Source organism: Brevundimonas sp. AVps31, assembly GCF_058681355.1.
Genome location: NZ_CM178736.1, coordinates 2,012,476 through 2,028,790 on the forward strand (window position 1 = coordinate 2,012,476; position 16,315 = coordinate 2,028,790).

Here is a 16,315-nt window from a genome sequence, read left to right on the forward strand (position 1 = left end):
GGCTCACGCCGCCGAAAGGTTTAGCCGTTGACGGCGTCCTTCAGCGGCTTCGAGACGCGGAAGCGGACAGCCTTCGAGGCGGCGATCTTGATGGTCGCGCCGGTGGCCGGGTTGCGGCCTTCGCGGGCAGCGCGGGCAGCGGTGTCGAACACGCCGAGGTTCGAGATGCGGATGTCGCCGCCGTCGGTCAGCGACTTGTGAATGTTCTTCACGATCGCTTCCAGAACGCGGCCGGCATCGGCTTGGCTGACACCAGCGTCTTTTGCGACGGCGGCGATGAGTTCGGCTTGAGTGGTCATTGTGGGTCGTTTCCCGATTAAGTTCGCCCCGTGAGTCAGGGGCGACGACGGACGGATCAACGCCGCTTTTTCCCGACATGGCAAGCGGCTTTGCCGCTGTAACCCCCACAGGATGGGGATTTATCCGCTACCGGACGCTCGCTGGAAGCTCTCGACAAGGCTCCCGGCGACCAGTCTCCAGCCATCCACGAGCACGAAAAAGATCAGCTTGAACGGCAGGGAAATCACCACCGGAGGCAACATCATCATACCCATGGACATGAGCACGCTGGCGACCACCAGATCGATCACAAGGAACGGAACGAAAAGGAGAAATCCGATTTCGAAGGCCCGCTTCAGCTCACTGATCATGAACGCCGGAGTGACCACCCGCAGGGGCAGGTCGATGGCCTGCGCGGGGGCCTCGATCTGGGACAGTCGGGTGAACAGGGCGAGGTCGTCCGGGTCGACCTGACCCAGCATGAAAGTCTTCACAGGTTCTGACGCCGCATCGAAGGCCTGAGGCAGCTCCATCTGCTGGTCCAGCAGGGGGCGGATGCCCGAATCATAGGCGTCCTGCCAGGTCGGAGCCATGACGATGGCGCTCAGGAACAGGGCCAGGGAGACCAGAACCGCGTTGGGCGGCGACTGCTGCATGCCCAGCGCCGTGCGCAGCAGGGACAGCACCACCACGATCCGCACGAAGCTGGTGGTCATGATCACGATGGACGGCGCCAGCGACAGAACGGTCATCAGGCCGACCAGCTGGACGACCCGTTCGGTCAGCCCCGCGCCGGTGCCCAGATCGACATTGATCGCCGCGCCGCCGGCCACGTCCTGCGCCAGCGCCGCCAGCGGAAAGGCGAGACAGAGCAGGGTGGAGAACAGCGACAGCAGTGCCGCGCGCTTCAACTCGGCCCGCGTCGGCATGACGAACACGCCCTTCAGGCTCACTGGCCCGCCTCCGGTCCGCGCGGCTCGATCAGTTCGCGACCCTCGCCCAGCAGGATCAGGCGCTCCTCGCTGTCGACCTTGACCAGAACCAGCCGACGGGCCGGGTCCAGCACCAGGGTTTCGACCACCTGCATCCGGCGCTCGCCGCGCTCGGCGCTGAGCTTGGCCAGCAGTTGCGGCGCGTAGCGTCGCGCGGCCCAGGCCGCCAGACCGATGATGCCGAGGGTGAAGGCCAGGGCGAAAACGGCCCTGAGCAGGTCGAGGAAATTCATGCGAGGCCCCGCCGAAGACTGATTCCGGCGGCTCACCCTTCGGCGATCATGGTTAACGGCGGGTTGAGATAACGTCTCATTAACCATGGAGGCGGCATTTTCTGCCCATCACCTTGGGCGATCCGCGCCCGGAGACCCGACGCCGTGGGCTTCACCGACCTTCCGCTGCTGAGCCAGATCAAGGGCCGCCTGTCATGGCTGGACCAGCGCCAGCGCGTGATCGCCGAGAACGTCGCCAACTCGGACACGCCCGGCTACGTCGGCCGCGACCTGAACCAGCCCGCCGACTTCGCGGCGGCGATGCGCGGCGGCGGCGCGCTTCAGATGGCCCGCACCAGCGCGATGCACATCGCCCCGCCGGGACAGCAGGCGTCGCGCTTCGACACGGTCAAGGCGCCCGATTCGGAAACCACGCTCGACGGCAATGCGGTCGTGGTCGAGGAGCAGATGCTGAAGATGGCCGAGAGCCGCATGGCCTATGACGCCGCCATCGGCTTCTACCAGAAGTCCATGCAGATGCTCCGCACCGCCGCCCGCGCGCCCGGTCGTTGATTCAGAGGGAATAGCCGATGCCTGATCCCGTCTCGCCCCGAAACAACGCCATGGCCGTCGCGGCCAGCGCCCTGAAGGCGCAGCAGTCGCGCATGCGCGTGATCGCCGAGAATATCGCCAACGCCCAGTCCACCGCCCTGACGCCCGGCGGCGAGCCCTATCGTCGCCAGATCCCCGTCTTCCAGGCGCGCGAGATCAACGGCGCGACCGGCGTCAGCCTCGCGGAGGTCCGCGCCGATCAGGGCGACTTCCGCTCCGAGTACGACCCCTCGCACCCCGCGGCCAACGCCGAGGGCTATGTGCTGCGCCCCAACGTCGACACCCTGATCGAGGCGATGGACATGCGCGAGGCGCAGCGCGCCTACGAAGCCAACCTCAATGTTATCGAGACGGCGCGGTCGATGGATTCGCGCACCCTCGACCTGATCAAGAAATAAGGGCTGAGCCATGAACCCCATGATGGCGGCCAAGGCCTATTCGGCGATCCAGGGCGGGGCCATGCCCACCGCGCCGACGGCAGGGCCGCAGCAGTCCGGCTTCGCCGAGATGCTGACCAATGTCATGGGCGACATGACCCAGACCTCGCGCGCCGCCGAGGGCCAGATGGCCGCTTCGGTGCAGGGGCAGGGCAGTCTGATCGACGTGGTCACCGCCGTCAGCTCCGCCGAGGCCTCGCTGGAAACGGTCATGGCCGTCCGCGATCAGGTGATCCAGGCCTATCAGGAAATCATGCGGATGCCGATCTGACGGCGTCTGAACCGACGGCCCTTGTCCCCGGGAACCGGCCCCGGGCCCGGACGCTGCCTTTCGCAATGAAAGGAGATCGCCATGCTCAAGGATCGCAGTTCATCCGCCATCATCGCCGTCGGTGACATCGCCCGCGCCCGCGGCTTCTACGAGGACACGCTGGGGCTGACCCTCATCGGGTCGAACGCGGAAGCCGGGCTGCTGACGTTTCGCACCGGAGACACGCAGCTGACCGTCTACCGGTCGGAATTCGCCGGGACGAACAAGGCCAACGCCGTGACCTGGGACATGAAGGGCGACCTCGTCGCGGTCGTCGATGACCTGCGCGCCAAGGGCGTGACGTTCGAACACTATCCCGACATGGGCATGACGCTGAACGGCGACATCCACGAGGCCGGACCGGCCAAGCTGGTCTGGTTCAAGGATCCCGACGGCAACATCCTGCACCTGATCGAGGGGATGTAGGCGTCAGCCCTCGATCGAGACCACGGGCTGCAGCGGCGGGGTCGCGCGACGACGGCGCGATTTCAGCCAGCCGCGGATGCGGTCCTGGATCGGGGTGTCGATGACGGTGTGGAACAGGAAGGCGAAGACGAAGGCCGCGCCGACGCCCGCGAACCACAGGGCCCACTGCGCGGTGGCGGGCAGGGCGAATTTCGCGATCAGGACATTGGCGACGCCGAACCAGGCGATGCGCACGACCTCATTGGTGATGAACATCGAGAACGAGACCTGCGCGGCCTTCTCCACCCATTTCGACGGCCGCGGCGTCGGCGTCGCGCCGGCGGCCAGGATGATGGTGGAGATACAGGCCAGCGAGATGAGCGCGTGCTTGTCGAAATACTGGACGAAGGCCAGCGCCAACGCGGCGCCGATCCCGGCCCAGCCCGCCGGCTTCGGGGCGATCCAGACCTTCTGCGCGAACCAGGCCAGCGACATGCCCAGCACGAACAGGGGCAGGGCGCGGAAGAAGCCGAAGCCCATCGGCATCTGGTAGACGGGGTAGCCCAACAGGGTCCAGGTCAGCTGGTTGGCCAGCAGGTAGAGGCCGACGCCGCTCAGCAGCACGCTCCACGGCCCCATCCTGACCAGCCCGCGCAGGATCCACGGGAAGGCCAGGTAACAGCCGATCAGGGCCGATACCGACCAGCTGGGCGCATTCCAGCCCAGTCCGCCGTGCACGCCGAACGCCTGTGTCAGGGTGACCTGCGCCGGCAGCTGGTCCCAGCGGAACCACTCCGGCGCGCGCGGCGCGAAACCGAGGGCGCCGCCGACCACGACCAGCGCCACCAGCAGCCCCACCATGATCAGATGGGCGGGCAGGACGCGCAGGTAGCGCTTCAGGAAGAAGTCGCCCGCCGACATCGACCCCTTGGCGAGCGAGGCGCCATAGACCCGCATCAGCACATAGCCGCTGTCGATCAGGAAGAAGTTGGTCAGCAGGAAGCCGCCGCGCTCGAACACCGGATGCAGGCCCTCGGCCAGCGGCACGGGCGCCGACATCTGGAAATGGTGCAGGATGATCAGGCTGGCCACAATGAAACGCAGCGCGTCCAGCCAGCCACCGCGAACGATGGGGACTGTCTCATTACGGGTCGAAATCACGGTCCAGGGCACGGCAAAACTCTCTTTCGAGGTCCGCGCCGCAAGGAGTGGGCCGTTGCTATCCGCTGATGACTCGGGCATCTGACGCGCGTCACAAGGACCCGTTTGATCGGGTGGCTACCCCGGGCGCCGATCCCTCGGGAAACCGGATCCGGTCGAAGCGCGATGCGCCGCCGGGTCGAACGACAGACACTTTCCATGACCCTCATCGCTTCCGCGCGCCAGCAATGGCTCGCCAATCCGCGCCGTGACCTTCTGGCCGGCACGGTCGTCGCCCTGGCCCTCATTCCGGAGGCGATCGCCTTCTCCATCATCGCCGGGGTCGATCCCGCGGTGGGGCTCTACGCCAGCTTCATCATCGCGGTCACCATCTCGATCGTCGGCGGTCGGCCCGCCATGATCTCGGCCGCCACGGGCGCCATGGCGCTGCTCATGGTCACGCTCGTTCGGGACCATGGGCTGGAATATCTGTTCGCCGCATCCCTGCTGACCGGGGTGTTCCAGATCGGCGTCGGCCTGCTCAAGCTGGGACGCTACATCCGCTTCGTCAGCCGCAGCGTCATGACCGGCTTCGTCAACTCCCTGGCCATCCTGATCTTCCTGGCCCAGATGCCCGAGCTGATCGGCGCCAACTGGCAGACCTTCGCCCTGGTCGGCGCGGCCCTGGTCATCATCTACGGCCTGCCGCGGCTGACGAAGGCCGTGCCGTCGCCTCTGGTGGCCATCGTCCTGCTCAGCGGCTTCGTCATCTGGTCCGGGCTGGACGTGCGCACCGTGGGCGACATGGGCCAGATGCCCTCGACCCTGCCTATGTTCCACTTCCCGGCCGTGCCCCTGACCTGGGAGACGCTGACGATCATCGGGCCGATCGCGGCGACCCTGGCCTTCGTCGGCCTGCTGGAGTCCCTGCTCACCGCCAACCTGCTGGACGACATCACCGACACGCCCTCGGACAAGGATCGCGAGACGCGGGGGCAGGGCATCGCCAACATCGCCGCCTCCCTGTTCGGCGGCATGGCGGGGTGCGCCATGATCGGCCAGTCGATCATCAATGTGACCAGCGGCGCGCGCGGTCGGCTGTCGACCCTGTGGGCCGGGCTGTTCCTGCTGTTCCTGATCCTGGTGCTTCAGGACTGGGTCGCGCGCATCCCGATGGCGGCGCTGGTGGCGGTGATGATCATGGTCTCGGTCGGCACCTTCGACTGGAAGTCGGTGCTGAATATCCGTTCCACCCCGTTCCAGTCGTCCATCGTCATGATCGCCACGACGGTCACGGTGGTCGCCACCCACGACCTGTCCAAGGGTGTGGTGCTGGGGGTGATCCTGTCGGCGATCTTCTTCATGCGGAAGGTCGGCAAGACGGTGGTCGTGGAGGAGATCGGAACGCCCGAGGACGGCGTCCTGCGCTACCGCGTCACCGGCCAGCTGTTCTTCGCCTCGTCAGACGTCTTCGCCGCCGCCTTCGAGCATCACGGCCACCCGAAGCGGGTCGAGATCGACATGACCGGCGCCCACCTCTGGGACCTGACCGGCGTCGCCGCGGTGGATAAGGTGGTCTTCCGCTATCGCCGTCAGGGCGCGGAGGTCGAGGTCATCGGCATGAACGCGGCCGGCCAGACCCTGATTGACCGGGTCGGCCGGCATGACAAGGCGCACCTGCCGGCGGGCGCGGCCCACTAGGGGCCGCGGTCCCTACTTCCGCGTCAGGCGCAGGAATTCCTCGCGGGTGCGGGGGTCGTCGCGCATCACGCCGCTCAGGTGGCTGGTGGTCAGGCTGGCGCCCGGGGCGTTGACGCCGCGCAGGGTCATGCAGCTGTGTTCGGCCTCGATGACCACGCCCACGCCCTGGGGCCGCAGGACCTCCTCGATGGCCAGGGCGATCTCGGAGGTCATCTTCTCCTGGATCTGCAGGCGTCGGGCGAAGCCGCGCACCACGCGGGCCAGCTTGGAAATGCCGACCACGCGATCGGTCGGCAGATAGCCGACGTGGGCCACGCCGACGACCGGCAGCATGTGATGCTCGCAGGCGCTGACGAAACGGATGTCCTTCAGCACGACCATCTGGTTGTAGCCGCCGACCTCCTGGAAGGTGCGCTCCAGATACTGGCGCGGATCGACCTCATAGCCTTCGTAGAGCTCGCGATAGCTGCGGGCGACGCGCGCGGGCGTGTCCAGCAGGCCTTCGCGATCGGGATTGTCCCCGGCCCATTCGATGAGGGTGCGAACGGCGGCTTCGGCGTCGGCCTGGGTGATGCTCGGCTTGGTCATGGCATGCCTATAACGTCCCAATCCGGGGAAGGGGAGGGAGAAACCCAAGCGCATCACTAACGCCTTGTTAACCACACCCCCGGCATTTCTTGCCCGGTTCGGCCGCGCGTTCTGTGGCTGGTGGAGCGTGGAATGAGCGGCGCAGAAGTTCTGGATGTGGGTCGCGACGCCCTCTGGCTGACGATCCAGCTGTGCACACCGATCCTGCTGGTGGGTCTGGTGGTCGGCGTGGTGATCGGACTGGTCCAGGCCCTGACGCAGATTCAGGAGCAGACCCTGATCTATGCGCCCAAGATCATCGCCATCTTCGTCTCCCTGTTGCTGTTCCTGCCGCTGATGGGCGCCCTGCTGGGCGGCTTCATGCGGACCATCGCCGCGCGCATCGCCGGCATGTGATCGGCCGGTGGAGCCCTACGCCACATCAGAACAGGTCTGGCAGGGCGCGCTGATTTTCGCACGGATCGGCGCGGTGCTGCTGATGCTGCCCGGCGTGGGCGAAAGCTATGTGCCGCCGCGCATCCGCCTGGCCTTCGCCCTGGTCGTCACCCTGGCCCTCTGGCCGGTCGTGGCCGGCGGCCTGCCCGGGCTTCCGGCGACGCTGGGCGGGATGGCGGGCTGGATCATCCGCGAGGTGATCGTCGGCCTGATGATGGGCGCCCTGCTGCGCAGCTTCATGACCGCCCTGTCCACCGCGGGCGAGATCGTCTCCCTGCAGACCACCCTCAGCTTCGCCCAGACCGCCAACCCGCTTCAGGCCCAGCCGGGTTCGACCATCTCGGCCTTCCTGATGGTGCTGGGCACCACCCTGATCTTCGCGACCAACACCCATCACCTGTTCATCGCCGGGCTGGTCGGATCCTATGAGCTGATCGCCCCCGCCAAGCCGCTGATGACCGGCGATTTCGCCACCCTGGCCATCCGGACCCTCGGCGACAGCTTCATGCTGGGCGTCCAGCTGTCGGCGCCGGTGCTGGTCTTCGCCCTGATCTTCAACCTGGCCTCGGGCCTGGTCGCGCGGGTGATGCCGTCGTTCCAGGTCTTCTTCGCCGCGGCGCCGCTCAGCGTCATCCTCGGCCTGTCGGTGTTCGCCCTGAGTCTCGGCGTGGTCGGTACGGTCTTCATCGACCGCTATCGCGCCCTGGCCCAGCTCTTCGCGGGAGGCGCCGGTGGCTGAAGGCGCCGATCCCGAGTCGAAGACAGAAGAAGCCACCCCCCGAAAATTAGCCGACGCGCGGGCCAAGGGGGATGTCGCCAAGTCCGCCGACGTCGGCTCGGCCCTGTCCCTGCTGGGGGCGGCGGCGGTGGTGCTGACGCTGGGCGGCATGTTCGCAGGCAATATCGCGCGCGACCTGCTGCCCTTCATCGCGGCCCCGCACACCATGATCGGCGGTCTCGAAGCCGGAGCGGGCGTGGAGATCGGGGGGCAGGCCCTGTGGGCCATCGCCCCCTTCCTGGGCGCCGTCATGCTGGCGACCATCATCGGCGGGGCGGGCGGCAACCTGGCCCAGTCGGGCCTCATCTTCAGCGGTGAAAAGCTGAAACCCCAGTGGAACCGGGTCAGTCCGATGGCGGGGTTCAAACGCATCTTCGGCGCGGACGGACTGGTCCAGTTCATCAAGACCTTCATCAAGCTGCTCGCCATCGGCGCCATCTGCTGGATGGTGATGAAGCCGCATGTGCGCGAGTTCGAGAACCTGGTCGCCATGCCGCCGGCGGCCATCCTGCCGCTGAGCCGCGACCTGGCCATCGCCCTGATGAGCGCCGCGCTGATCTTCCTCAGCTTCACCGCCGGCGCCGACTATCTGTGGCAGCGCTTCAGCTTCAACAAGCGGATGCGGATGTCGAAGGAAGAGTTGAAGGAAGACTACAAGCAGTCCGAGGGGGATCCGCACGTCAAGGCCAAGCTGAAGCAGATCCGCGCCCAGCGCAGCCGCCAGCGGATGATGCAGAACGTGCCCAAGGCCACGGTCATCGTCACCAACCCGACCCACTATTCCGTCGCCCTGCGTTACGAGCCGGATCAGGGCGACGCCGCCCCCATCTGTGTGGCCAAGGGCGTCGACGCCCTGGCCCTGCGCATCCGGGAAGTGGCGCGCGAGCACAATGTGCCGATTATCGAGAACGTGCCGCTGGCCCGCGCCCTCTATGCGGCTGTGGATATCGACGAAACCATCCCGCGCGAGCATTTCGAGGCTGCGGCCAAGGTGATCGGATTCGTCATGGGCAAACGGCGAAACCGCTGATCGTTCACGGGTCTTAACGCGTCGTTTACCACGTGCCCGGCATTTTCTGCCCAGCGGGTCGGATCAGTGTCCCGTGAGTATCGGGGCGAGAGCGCGTGGGCGGCTTCACGGCGGCGTTGCAGAGATTCGGGATCGGCCGGCTGGCCGTGGTGCTGGGCGTCGCCGCCGGCGTCGCGGCTGTGCTGATCGCCGTCATGCTGCGTATCGGTCAGGCGCCGGACGCCCTGCTGTACTCGGGCCTCGACCTGCGGGAAGCCTCCTCGGTCACCTCGGCCCTGGATACGGCGGGCATCAAATACAGCTCCAAGGGCGACGGCTCGACCATCTTCGTCAGCCGCGATCAGGTGGGCGAGGCCCGCATGCTGGTCGCCGGGCAGGGTCTCGTGACCTCGGGCAGCGTCGGCTACGAAATCTTCGACAACCAGTCGGTGCTGGGCCAGACCGAGTTCCAGCAGAACCTCAACGAGAAGCGCGCGCTCGAGGGCGAGCTGGCGCGCACCATCATGACCATGCGCGGCATCCAGTCGGCGCGGGTCATGATCGCCATGCCGCGCCGCGAGCTGTTCCAGTCCCAGGCCGCCGAACCGACCGCCTCGGTCGTCGTGGGCGTGACCGGCGGGCAGCTGACCAGTGCGCAGGTGCAGGCGATCCGTAACGTCGTCGCCTCCTCGGTGCCCAATATGAAGCCCGAGAAGATCACCCTGACCGACACCTCGAACCGCACCCTGGCGGCGGGCTCGGGCGCCGACGGCTTCAGCGCGGCCTCCGCCGAGGAGGCGCGCGGCCAGACTGAATCGCAGCTGCAGGCCCGCATCAAGGATATCGTCGAGGGCGTCGTCGGCGTCGGCGGCGCGCGCGTGCAGGTCACCGCCGAGATCGATCACGCCCGCTCCACGACCCAGGAGCAGCGCTTCGATCCCGACGGCCAGGTCGTGAAGTCGACCCAGACCAACGGCTCGGAGAGCTCGGACACCAGCAGCGCCCCGGACGGCGGCGCCACCGCGGCCAACAACATTCCCGGGGGGCAGGCTCCCGCCGCGACGCCGCAGGGCTCGCGCGACACCCAGAACACCGAGACCACCAACTACGAAATCTCCAACACCACCACGACCACGGTGAAAGAGGCGGGCGAGGTCAAGAAGCTGGCCGTGTCGGTGCTGCTGGACGGCAAGTGGACCCCGGCCGCCGACGGCAAGGGCGAGCCGACCTATACCGCCCGCACGGCGGAAGAGATCGCCCAGATCAAGTCGCTGGTCGCCGCCGCCGTCGGCATCGACGAGACGCGGGGCGACAAGATCGAGGTGCTCAACGTCCGCTTCAACCGCGACCCCTTGGCCGCCGGCGGCGAAGAGGCGGGCAGCTCGATGTTCAACTTCACCAAGGACGACGCCATGCGCGGGGTCGAGCTGCTGGTGCTGCTGATCACCGGCGTGTTGCTGATCTTCTTCGTCCTGCGCCCCCTGCTGAAGACCGCCACCACCGGCGGCCCCACGCCGGGTCAGGCCCAGCTGGCCGGCCCGGGCGTCACCTCGCTGCAGACCACCATCGTCGGCGGAGCCGGCGGCGTGCCGCAACTGGGCGGCCCTCCGTCGGAGATGGAGCAGCGGCTCGACATCGCCCGCATCGAGGGTCAGGTGAAGGCGTCTTCGGTCAAGAAGGTCGCCGAGTTCGTCGAGAAGCATCCCGAGGAGTCGACCTCCATCCTCCGTAGCTGGGTGCACGAAGGCTGATGTCCGGCGCGCGCATGGTCACCAAGAAACCGGCTGTCGACGATGTCAGGAAACTGACGGGGCCCGAAAAGGCCGCCGTCATCCTGCTGTCGCTGGGCGAGGACCACACCCGGCTGTGGGAAGGTCTGGACGAGGAGGAGATCAAGGAGATCTCCCAGGCCATGGCCTCGCTCGGCACCGTCAGCGCCCAGGTGGTCGAGGAGCTGATGGTCGAGTTCGTCTCGGGCATGAGCGGCTCGGGCGCCGTCATGGGCAGCTACGAACAGACGCAGAAGCTGCTGGCCTCCTTCATGCCGGGCGACCGCGTCGACGCCCTGATGGAGGAGATCCGCGGTCCCGCCGGTCGCACCATGTGGGACAAGCTGGGCAATGTGAACGAGGCCGTCCTCGCCAACTATCTGAAGAACGAATACCCGCAGACCGTCGCGGTCGTCCTGTCCAAGATCAAGCCGGACCACGCCTCGCGCGTGCTGACCAGCCTGCCCGAGGACTTCGCCCTGGAGTGCGTGCAGCGGATGCTGCGCATGGAGCCGGTGCAGCGCGACATCCTCGACAAGATCGAACAGACCCTGCGCACCGAGTTCATGTCCAACCTGGCGCGCACGTCCAAGCGCGACAGCCACGAACTGATGGCCGACATCTTCAACAGCTTCGACCGCCAGACCGAGGCCCGTTTCATCGGCGCGCTGGAAGAGCGCAACCGCGAGGCGGCCGAGCGCATCCGCGCCCTGATGTTCGTGTTCGAGGACCTGTCCAAGCTGGACCCCGGCGGCATCCAGACCCTGCTGCGCGCGGTCGAGAAAGACTCCCTCGGCCTCGCCATGAAGGGCGCGTCCGAGACCCTGCGCGAGATGTTCTTCTCCAACATGTCCGAACGCGCCGCCAAGATCATGCGCGAAGACATGGAGTCGATGGGGCCGGTCCGTCTGAAGGACGTCGATCAGGCCCAGATGGCCATGGTTCAGGTCGCCAAGGATCTCGCCGCCAAGGGCGAGATCATGCTGGTCGGCCAGGGCGGCGACGACGAGTTGATTTACTGACATGACCGCGCAACCCGAAAAACGAGCCTTCTTCTTCGACACCGAGTTCGACTCGGTCGGCGATGTCATCCAGGCCACGGCCTGGCGTCCCACCAAGCGCGCCTGGACCCAGGCGGAGGTCGAGGCGCTGGTGGCCCAGGCCGCGCTGGAAGCCCGCGAGACCGCTCTGGCCGAGGTCGCCAGCATCCAGGCCATGGCCCTGTCCTCGATCGCGCAGGCGCTGGCCTCCGCGGCTCCGGCCCTGACCCAGATCGCCCAGGCCCACCGCGAACAGGCGGCGGAACTGGCCATGTCGGCCGCCCGCGTCGTCTCCGCCGCCGCCCTCGACCGCTTCCCCCATGCGCCGCTGCAGGCCGCGCTGGAGACCCTGGCGCAGGAGATCGACGCCTCGCCCCGTCTGGTGATCCGGACCGGCGACCTGACCGACGACAGCCGCGCCAGCCTGCAGCAGTTGGGCGTCGACGCGGGCTTCTCGGGCGTGGTCGCCTTCCGCGATGAGCCCGGCCTGCCGCCCGCCGCCTTCCGTCTGGAATGGGCCGACGGCCGCGCCGACTTCGATCCCAAGGCCACCTTCGACCGCATGGTCGAGGCCCTGAACTCCGCCCTGGCCTCCGAGGCCGGGCACGCTGAAACCCTGAACGGGAGGTCCTGATGGCCACGGATACCATGGCGCTGGAAGAGTTCCCCGACTCCCCCGGCCTTGCCGCGCACGAAGAGCACACCGACAAGACCGCGCACGATCTCGCGCCGGTCTTCGACGTGCCGGTCAATATCTCGGCCGTGCTGGGCAAGGCCCACATGTCCGTGGCCCAGCTGCTGAAGCTGAACCGCGGCAGCGTGCTGGAGCTGGACCGCAAGGTCGGCGAGGCCATCGACATTTTCGTCAACAACCGCCTCGTCGCCCGCGGCGAGGTGGTGGTCGTGGAAGACCGTCTGGGCGTGACCATGACGGAAATCATCAAGATCGAAGACAGCAACGCCTGACGGTGTTGGACCCGGTTCGCGGACGCGGATCGATGCGTAGGATTTAAGGAGAAGACCCATGCGGCTTCTGGTGGTTGGCAGGCTCAGCGGACAGCTGGCGACGGCGGTGAAGATGGCCATGGCGCACGGCGCCAAGGTGCAGCACGTCGAGCGCGGCGATCAGGCGACGGAACAGCTCCGTCGAGGGCAGGGGGCCGACCTGCTGATGGTCGACTACCGCGTCGACATCGCGGCGCTGATTCTGGCCAATGAGAACGAGCGGATCCATGTGCCGGTGGTGGCCTGCGGCGTCGACGCCGACGCCACGGACGCGGCCAACGCCATCCGCGCGGGGGCCAAGGAGTTCATCCCCCTGCCGCCGGAAGCGGACCTGATCGCGGCGGTGCTGTCGGCGGTGGCCGATGACGACCGTCCGATGATCTCGGCCGACCCGTCGATGTCGCACGTCATCCAGCTCGCCGATCAGGTCGCCCGCTCGGAAGCCTCGATCCTGATCACGGGGGAGAGCGGTGTGGGTAAGGAGGTCATGGCCCGCTACCTGCACAGCGGGTCCAAGCGCGCCGACCGGCCGTTCATCAGCGTCAACTGCGCCGCCATCCCTGACAATCTGCTCGAGTCCGAACTGTTCGGGCATGAGAAGGGGGCCTTCACCGGCGCCATGGCCCGGCGCATCGGCAAGTTCGAGGAGGCCGACGGCGGCACCCTGCTGCTGGACGAAATCTCCGAGATGGACGTGCGCCTGCAGGCCAAGCTGCTGCGCGCCATCCAGGAGCGGGTCATCGACCGTGTCGGCGGGACCAAGCCCGTCCCGGTCAACATCCGCATCATCGCCACCTCCAACCGCGACCTGGCCAAGTCGGTCGCCGAGGGGACCTTCCGCGAAGACCTGCTGTACCGCCTGAACGTCGTGAACCTGCGCCTGCCCGCCCTGCGCGAGCGTCCGGGCGACATCGCCGTGCTGGCCGATCACTTCGTCAAGAAATACGCCGCCGCCAACGGCGTGCCGGTCAAGCCGATCTCGTTCGACGCCAAACGCGCCCTGGTCTCGCATCGCTGGAACGGCAACGTCCGCGAGCTGGAAAACGCCATGCACCGCGCGGTGCTGCTGGCGGTCGGGCCCGAGATCGACGTCGAGGCCATCCGCCTTCCGGACGGCCAGCCCCTGTCCGCCGGCGCGCACGGCGCCGCCCCGGCCCATGACGCCGGTCCCGCCGCCCGGGCGGCGCACGCCGCCGACGTCGTCACCCGGTCGCACGTCGGCCAGACCGTCGCGCAGATGGAAAAGACCCTGATCCTCGACACCCTGTCGCACTGCCTGGGCAACCGCACCCATGCGGCCAACATCCTGGGCATCTCGATCCGCACCCTGCGCAACAAGCTGAACGAATACGCCGACGAGGGCACGAGCATCCCCGCGCCCCAGTCGGGCATCGCCGCCGCCGGCTACGCGGCCTGATCCATGAACCCGGGTAAGGACTGCAGAAGCGTCCCGACCAGCCCCGTCCGCGGGAGCGCCCGGCCATGACTGACACGCCGATCATGATGAAGGACGGCTACGCCCGTCCCACCGCCGGCGACATGCGTGGCTGGTTCATGCGCGGCGAGGTGCTGATGGCGGTCGGCGTGATCGGCGTGATCATGCTGCTGATCCTGCCGGTGCCGAAATTCCTGCTGGATCTGCTGCTGGCGATCTCGCTGGTGTCGTCCGTGCTGATCCTGATGACGGCCGTGATGATGAAGCGGCCGCTGGACTTCGCCATCTTCCCGACGGTGCTGCTGGTCTCGACCCTGTTCCGTCTGGGCCTCAACCTGGCCTCGACCCGCCTGATCCTGACCCACGGGCAGGAGGGGCATGCGTCCGCCGGTCAGGTCATCGCCGCCTTCGGCGAGCTGATGATGGGCGGCAATTTCATCATCGGGGTGATCATCTTCTCGATCATCCTGGTCGTGAACTTCGTGGTCATCACCAAGGGCTCGACCCGAATCGCCGAAGTGTCCGCCCGCTTCACCCTGGACTCGATGCCGGGCAAGCAGATGGCCATCGACGCCGACCTGTCGTCGGGCCTGATCACCGAGGATCAGGCCAAGCTGCGCCGCAAGGAGCTGGAGCAGGAGTCGACCTTCTTCGGGGCCATGGACGGCGCGTCCAAATTCGTGCGCGGCGACGCCGTCGCGGGCCTGATCATCACCTTCATCAACGCCATCGGCGGCATCCTGATCGGGGTGATCTCGCACGGCATGCCGATCGGCGACGCCGCCAACACCTATGTCCAGCTGACCATCGGCGACGGTCTGGTCACCCAGGTTCCGGCCATCATCATCTCCATCGCCGCCGGCTTCCTGGTGTCGAAGGCTGGTGTCGAAGGCACCGCGGACAAGGCCTTCGTCGCCCAGTTGGCCACCAACCCGGTCAGCCTGGGCGTCGTCTCCGCCGCCTCGGCCCTGATCGGCCTGATCCCCGGCATGCCGATCATCCCCTTCTTCGCCCTGGCCGCGGGGACCGGTTTCATGGCCTGGAAGCTGGGTCGCGAGCGGCTCAAGCCCCAGCCCACCGAGGCCGAGCTGGCCCAGACCGCCGCCGGCCCCAGGGAGGATGTCGAGGAGCCGATCGGCACCGCCCTGACCATCGACGAGGTCAAGATCGAGCTGGGCTATTCCCTGCTGTCCCTGATCAACGATCTGGAGGGGCGCCGCCTGACCGATCAGGTACGCGCCCTGCGCCGCTCGCTGGCCCAGGAGTACGGCTTCGTCATGCCGTCGGTCCGCATCCTCGACAACATGCGCCTCGGCACCCAGGGCTACGCCATCCGCATCAAGGAGATGGAGGCCGGGACCGGCGAGGTGCGCCTCGGCTCGCTGATGGCCATGGACCCGGCGGGCCGTCAGGTCGAACTGCCGGGCGAGCATACGCGCGAACCCGCCTTCGGCCTGCCCGCCACCTGGATCGACGAAAGCCTGCGCGAGGAAGCCACCTTCCGCGGCTACACCATCGTCGACCCCTCGACCGTGCTGACCACCCACCTGACCGAGATCCTCAAGGAGAACATGGCCGACCTGCTCTCCTACGCCGAGGTGCAGAAGCTGCTGAAGGAGCTCGGCACGGAAGAGAAGAAGCTGGTCGAGGAGCTGATCCCGGCCGTGGTCACGGTGACCACCCTGCAGCGCGTCCTCCAGTCCCTGCTGCGCGAGAAGGTCTCGATCCGCGATCTGGCCGCCATTCTGGAAGGCCTGGCCGAGGCCGCGCCGCACACCACCTCGGTCACGACCCTGGTCGAGCACGTCCGCGCCCGACTGGCCCGCCAGCTGTGCTGGCAGCACAAGGGCGACGACGGCGCCCTGCCCATCGTCACCCTGTCGCCCGAGTGGGAGCAGGCCTTCGCCGAAAGCCTGATCGGCCCCGGCGAGGACAAGCAGCTGGCCATGGCGCCCTCGCGCCTGCAGGACTTCATCCGCGCCGTCCGCGACGTGTTCGAGCGCGCCGCCATGTCGGGCGAGACGGCGGTGCTGCTGACCGGGCCGCAGGTCCGCCCCTACGTCCGCTCGATCATCGAACGCTTCCGCGGCCAGACCGTGGTGATGAGCCAGAACGAGGTGCACCCCAAGGCGCGCCTGCGGACCATCGGCTCCGTCTGAATTGAAAAG

At 67.4% G+C, this 16,315-nt stretch carries 19 protein-coding genes and 1 other annotated feature; of the genes, 14 read left to right on the top strand and 5 right to left on the bottom strand.

Annotation, left to right across the window (positions count from 1 at the left end; translation table 11 throughout):
• Positions 1 to 20: 20 nt before the first annotated feature.
• The 3 genes from ACW174_RS09730 to ACW174_RS09740 are packed head-to-tail and all read right to left on the bottom strand — an operon-like array spanning position 21 to position 1,504.
• Complete coding sequence (locus ACW174_RS09730) at positions 21 to 359, bottom strand: HU family DNA-binding protein (protein ID WP_492014231.1); 339 nt, start codon at positions 357 to 359, stop codon at positions 21 to 23.
• A 60-nt stretch (positions 360 to 419) separates the two neighbouring features.
• Positions 420 to 1,208: a flagellar type III secretion system pore protein FliP gene (gene fliP / locus ACW174_RS09735; RefSeq protein WP_492017266.1), complete on the bottom strand. Its 789-nt coding sequence runs from the start codon at positions 1,206 to 1,208 to the stop codon at positions 420 to 422.
• Between the two features lie 20 nt (positions 1,209 to 1,228).
• Positions 1,229 to 1,504, bottom strand: coding sequence for a flagellar biosynthetic protein FliO (locus ACW174_RS09740; protein ID WP_492014232.1), 276 nt, complete (start codon positions 1,502 to 1,504; stop codon positions 1,229 to 1,231).
• 144 nt (positions 1,505 to 1,648) lie between these two features.
• Between ACW174_RS09740 and flgB the strand changes: the two genes are divergently transcribed.
• The 4 genes from flgB (at position 1,649) to ACW174_RS09760 (ending at position 3,268) form a co-directional block, all read left to right on the top strand.
• On the top strand, positions 1,649 to 2,056 hold the full coding sequence (gene flgB, locus ACW174_RS09745) for a flagellar basal body rod protein FlgB (RefSeq protein WP_492014233.1): 408 nt from the start codon (positions 1,649 to 1,651) through the stop codon (positions 2,054 to 2,056).
• Positions 2,057 to 2,073: 17 nt separating this feature from the next.
• Entirely contained in the window at positions 2,074 to 2,493 is a 420-nt protein-coding gene (gene flgC, locus ACW174_RS09750) for a flagellar basal body rod protein FlgC (RefSeq protein ID WP_492014234.1), read from the top strand.
• A 10-nt stretch (positions 2,494 to 2,503) separates the two neighbouring features.
• Positions 2,504 to 2,803, top strand: coding sequence for a flagellar hook-basal body complex protein FliE (gene fliE, locus ACW174_RS09755; protein ID WP_492014235.1), 300 nt, complete (start codon positions 2,504 to 2,506; stop codon positions 2,801 to 2,803).
• Between the two features lie 81 nt (positions 2,804 to 2,884).
• On the top strand, positions 2,885 to 3,268 hold the full coding sequence (locus ACW174_RS09760) for a VOC family protein (RefSeq protein ID WP_492014236.1): 384 nt from the start codon (positions 2,885 to 2,887) through the stop codon (positions 3,266 to 3,268).
• A 3-nt stretch (positions 3,269 to 3,271) separates the two neighbouring features.
• Here ACW174_RS09760 and ACW174_RS09765 read toward each other — a convergent pair whose 3' ends face one another.
• Positions 3,272 to 4,420 carry an acyltransferase family protein gene (locus ACW174_RS09765; RefSeq protein ID WP_492014237.1) on the bottom strand — a complete coding sequence of 383 codons (1,149 nt, stop codon included), beginning with the start codon at positions 4,418 to 4,420 and terminating at the stop codon, positions 3,272 to 3,274.
• Positions 4,421 to 4,502: 82 nt separating this feature from the next.
• Positions 4,503 to 4,555, top strand: a sequence feature (sul1 is cis-regulatory element that is thought to sense ions involved in sulfur or methionine metabolism; They are found in Alphaproteobacteria).
• 51 nt (positions 4,556 to 4,606) lie between these two features.
• Between ACW174_RS09765 and ACW174_RS09770 the strand changes: the two genes are divergently transcribed.
• Entirely contained in the window at positions 4,607 to 6,088 is a 1,482-nt protein-coding gene (locus ACW174_RS09770; RefSeq protein WP_492014238.1) for a SulP family inorganic anion transporter, read from the top strand.
• A gap of 12 nt (positions 6,089 to 6,100) precedes the next feature.
• Here ACW174_RS09770 and folE read toward each other — a convergent pair whose 3' ends face one another.
• The gene (gene folE / locus ACW174_RS09775) at positions 6,101 to 6,676 is read right to left on the bottom strand and encodes a GTP cyclohydrolase I FolE (protein ID WP_492014239.1); all 576 of its coding nucleotides are present in this window, start codon (positions 6,674 to 6,676) and stop codon (positions 6,101 to 6,103) included.
• Positions 6,677 to 6,808: 132 nt separating this feature from the next.
• On the opposite strand from folE, the gene fliQ reads away from it, so the two are divergent.
• The 9 genes from fliQ (at position 6,809) to flhA (ending at position 16,306) form a co-directional block, all read left to right on the top strand.
• Positions 6,809 to 7,072 carry a flagellar biosynthesis protein FliQ gene (gene fliQ, locus ACW174_RS09780; protein WP_492014240.1) on the top strand — a complete coding sequence of 88 codons (264 nt, stop codon included), beginning with the start codon at positions 6,809 to 6,811 and terminating at the stop codon, positions 7,070 to 7,072.
• A gap of 7 nt (positions 7,073 to 7,079) precedes the next feature.
• Positions 7,080 to 7,850: a flagellar biosynthetic protein FliR gene (fliR, locus tag ACW174_RS09785; protein WP_492014241.1), complete on the top strand. Its 771-nt coding sequence runs from the start codon at positions 7,080 to 7,082 to the stop codon at positions 7,848 to 7,850.
• Positions 7,843 to 8,919, top strand: a complete 1,077-nt coding sequence (flhB, locus tag ACW174_RS09790) for a flagellar biosynthesis protein FlhB (protein ID WP_492014242.1) — start codon at positions 7,843 to 7,845, stop codon at positions 8,917 to 8,919. The genes fliR and flhB overlap by 8 nt, the downstream gene beginning before the upstream one ends.
• A gap of 95 nt (positions 8,920 to 9,014) precedes the next feature.
• Complete coding sequence (fliF, locus tag ACW174_RS09795; protein ID WP_492014243.1) at positions 9,015 to 10,649, top strand: flagellar basal-body MS-ring/collar protein FliF; 1,635 nt, start codon at positions 9,015 to 9,017, stop codon at positions 10,647 to 10,649.
• A gap of 14 nt (positions 10,650 to 10,663) precedes the next feature.
• Positions 10,664 to 11,689, top strand: coding sequence for a flagellar motor switch protein FliG (fliG, locus tag ACW174_RS09800; RefSeq protein WP_492014244.1), 1,026 nt, complete (start codon positions 10,664 to 10,666; stop codon positions 11,687 to 11,689).
• A 1-nt stretch (position 11,690) separates the two neighbouring features.
• Complete coding sequence (locus ACW174_RS09805) at positions 11,691 to 12,341, top strand: FliH/SctL family protein (protein ID WP_492014245.1); 651 nt, start codon at positions 11,691 to 11,693, stop codon at positions 12,339 to 12,341.
• Positions 12,341 to 12,673, top strand: coding sequence for a flagellar motor switch protein FliN (gene fliN / locus ACW174_RS09810; protein WP_492014246.1), 333 nt, complete (start codon positions 12,341 to 12,343; stop codon positions 12,671 to 12,673). The genes ACW174_RS09805 and fliN overlap by 1 nt, the downstream gene beginning before the upstream one ends.
• A 58-nt stretch (positions 12,674 to 12,731) precedes the next feature.
• On the top strand, positions 12,732 to 14,129 hold the full coding sequence (gene flbD / locus ACW174_RS09815) for a sigma-54-dependent transcriptional regulator FlbD (protein ID WP_492014247.1): 1,398 nt from the start codon (positions 12,732 to 12,734) through the stop codon (positions 14,127 to 14,129).
• Between the two features lie 83 nt (positions 14,130 to 14,212).
• The gene (gene flhA, locus ACW174_RS09820) at positions 14,213 to 16,306 is read left to right on the top strand and encodes a flagellar biosynthesis protein FlhA (RefSeq protein ID WP_492017267.1); all 2,094 of its coding nucleotides are present in this window, start codon (positions 14,213 to 14,215) and stop codon (positions 16,304 to 16,306) included.
• The last annotated feature ends 9 nt before the right edge of the window (positions 16,307 to 16,315 follow it).

What these genes read in the sequence shown, in the direction of transcription:
- fliN (WP_492014246.1), top strand. Translation starts at nt 12,341, where the DNA reads ATGGCCACGGATACCATGGCGCTGGAAGAGTTCCCCGACTCCCCCGGC.
- ACW174_RS09770 (WP_492014238.1), top strand. Translation starts at nt 4,607, where the DNA reads ATGACCCTCATCGCTTCCGCGCGCCAGCAATGGCTCGCCAATCCGCGC.
- fliQ (WP_492014240.1), top strand. Translation starts at nt 6,809, where the DNA reads ATGAGCGGCGCAGAAGTTCTGGATGTGGGTCGCGACGCCCTCTGGCTG.
- flgC (WP_492014234.1), top strand. Translation starts at nt 2,074, where the DNA reads ATGCCTGATCCCGTCTCGCCCCGAAACAACGCCATGGCCGTCGCGGCC.
- fliP (WP_492017266.1), bottom strand. Translation starts at nt 1,208, where the DNA reads ATGCCGACGCGGGCCGAGTTGAAGCGCGCGGCACTGCTGTCGCTGTTC.
- ACW174_RS09805 (WP_492014245.1), top strand. Translation starts at nt 11,691, where the DNA reads ATGACCGCGCAACCCGAAAAACGAGCCTTCTTCTTCGACACCGAGTTC.
- flhA (WP_492017267.1), top strand. Translation starts at nt 14,213, where the DNA reads ATGATGAAGGACGGCTACGCCCGTCCCACCGCCGGCGACATGCGTGGC.
- folE (WP_492014239.1), bottom strand. Translation starts at nt 6,676, where the DNA reads ATGACCAAGCCGAGCATCACCCAGGCCGACGCCGAAGCCGCCGTTCGC.
- fliE (WP_492014235.1), top strand. Translation starts at nt 2,504, where the DNA reads ATGAACCCCATGATGGCGGCCAAGGCCTATTCGGCGATCCAGGGCGGG.
- fliG (WP_492014244.1), top strand. Translation starts at nt 10,664, where the DNA reads ATGGTCACCAAGAAACCGGCTGTCGACGATGTCAGGAAACTGACGGGG.
- ACW174_RS09760 (WP_492014236.1), top strand. Translation starts at nt 2,885, where the DNA reads ATGCTCAAGGATCGCAGTTCATCCGCCATCATCGCCGTCGGTGACATC.
- ACW174_RS09740 (WP_492014232.1), bottom strand. Translation starts at nt 1,504, where the DNA reads ATGAATTTCCTCGACCTGCTCAGGGCCGTTTTCGCCCTGGCCTTCACC.
- flbD (WP_492014247.1), top strand. Translation starts at nt 12,732, where the DNA reads ATGCGGCTTCTGGTGGTTGGCAGGCTCAGCGGACAGCTGGCGACGGCG.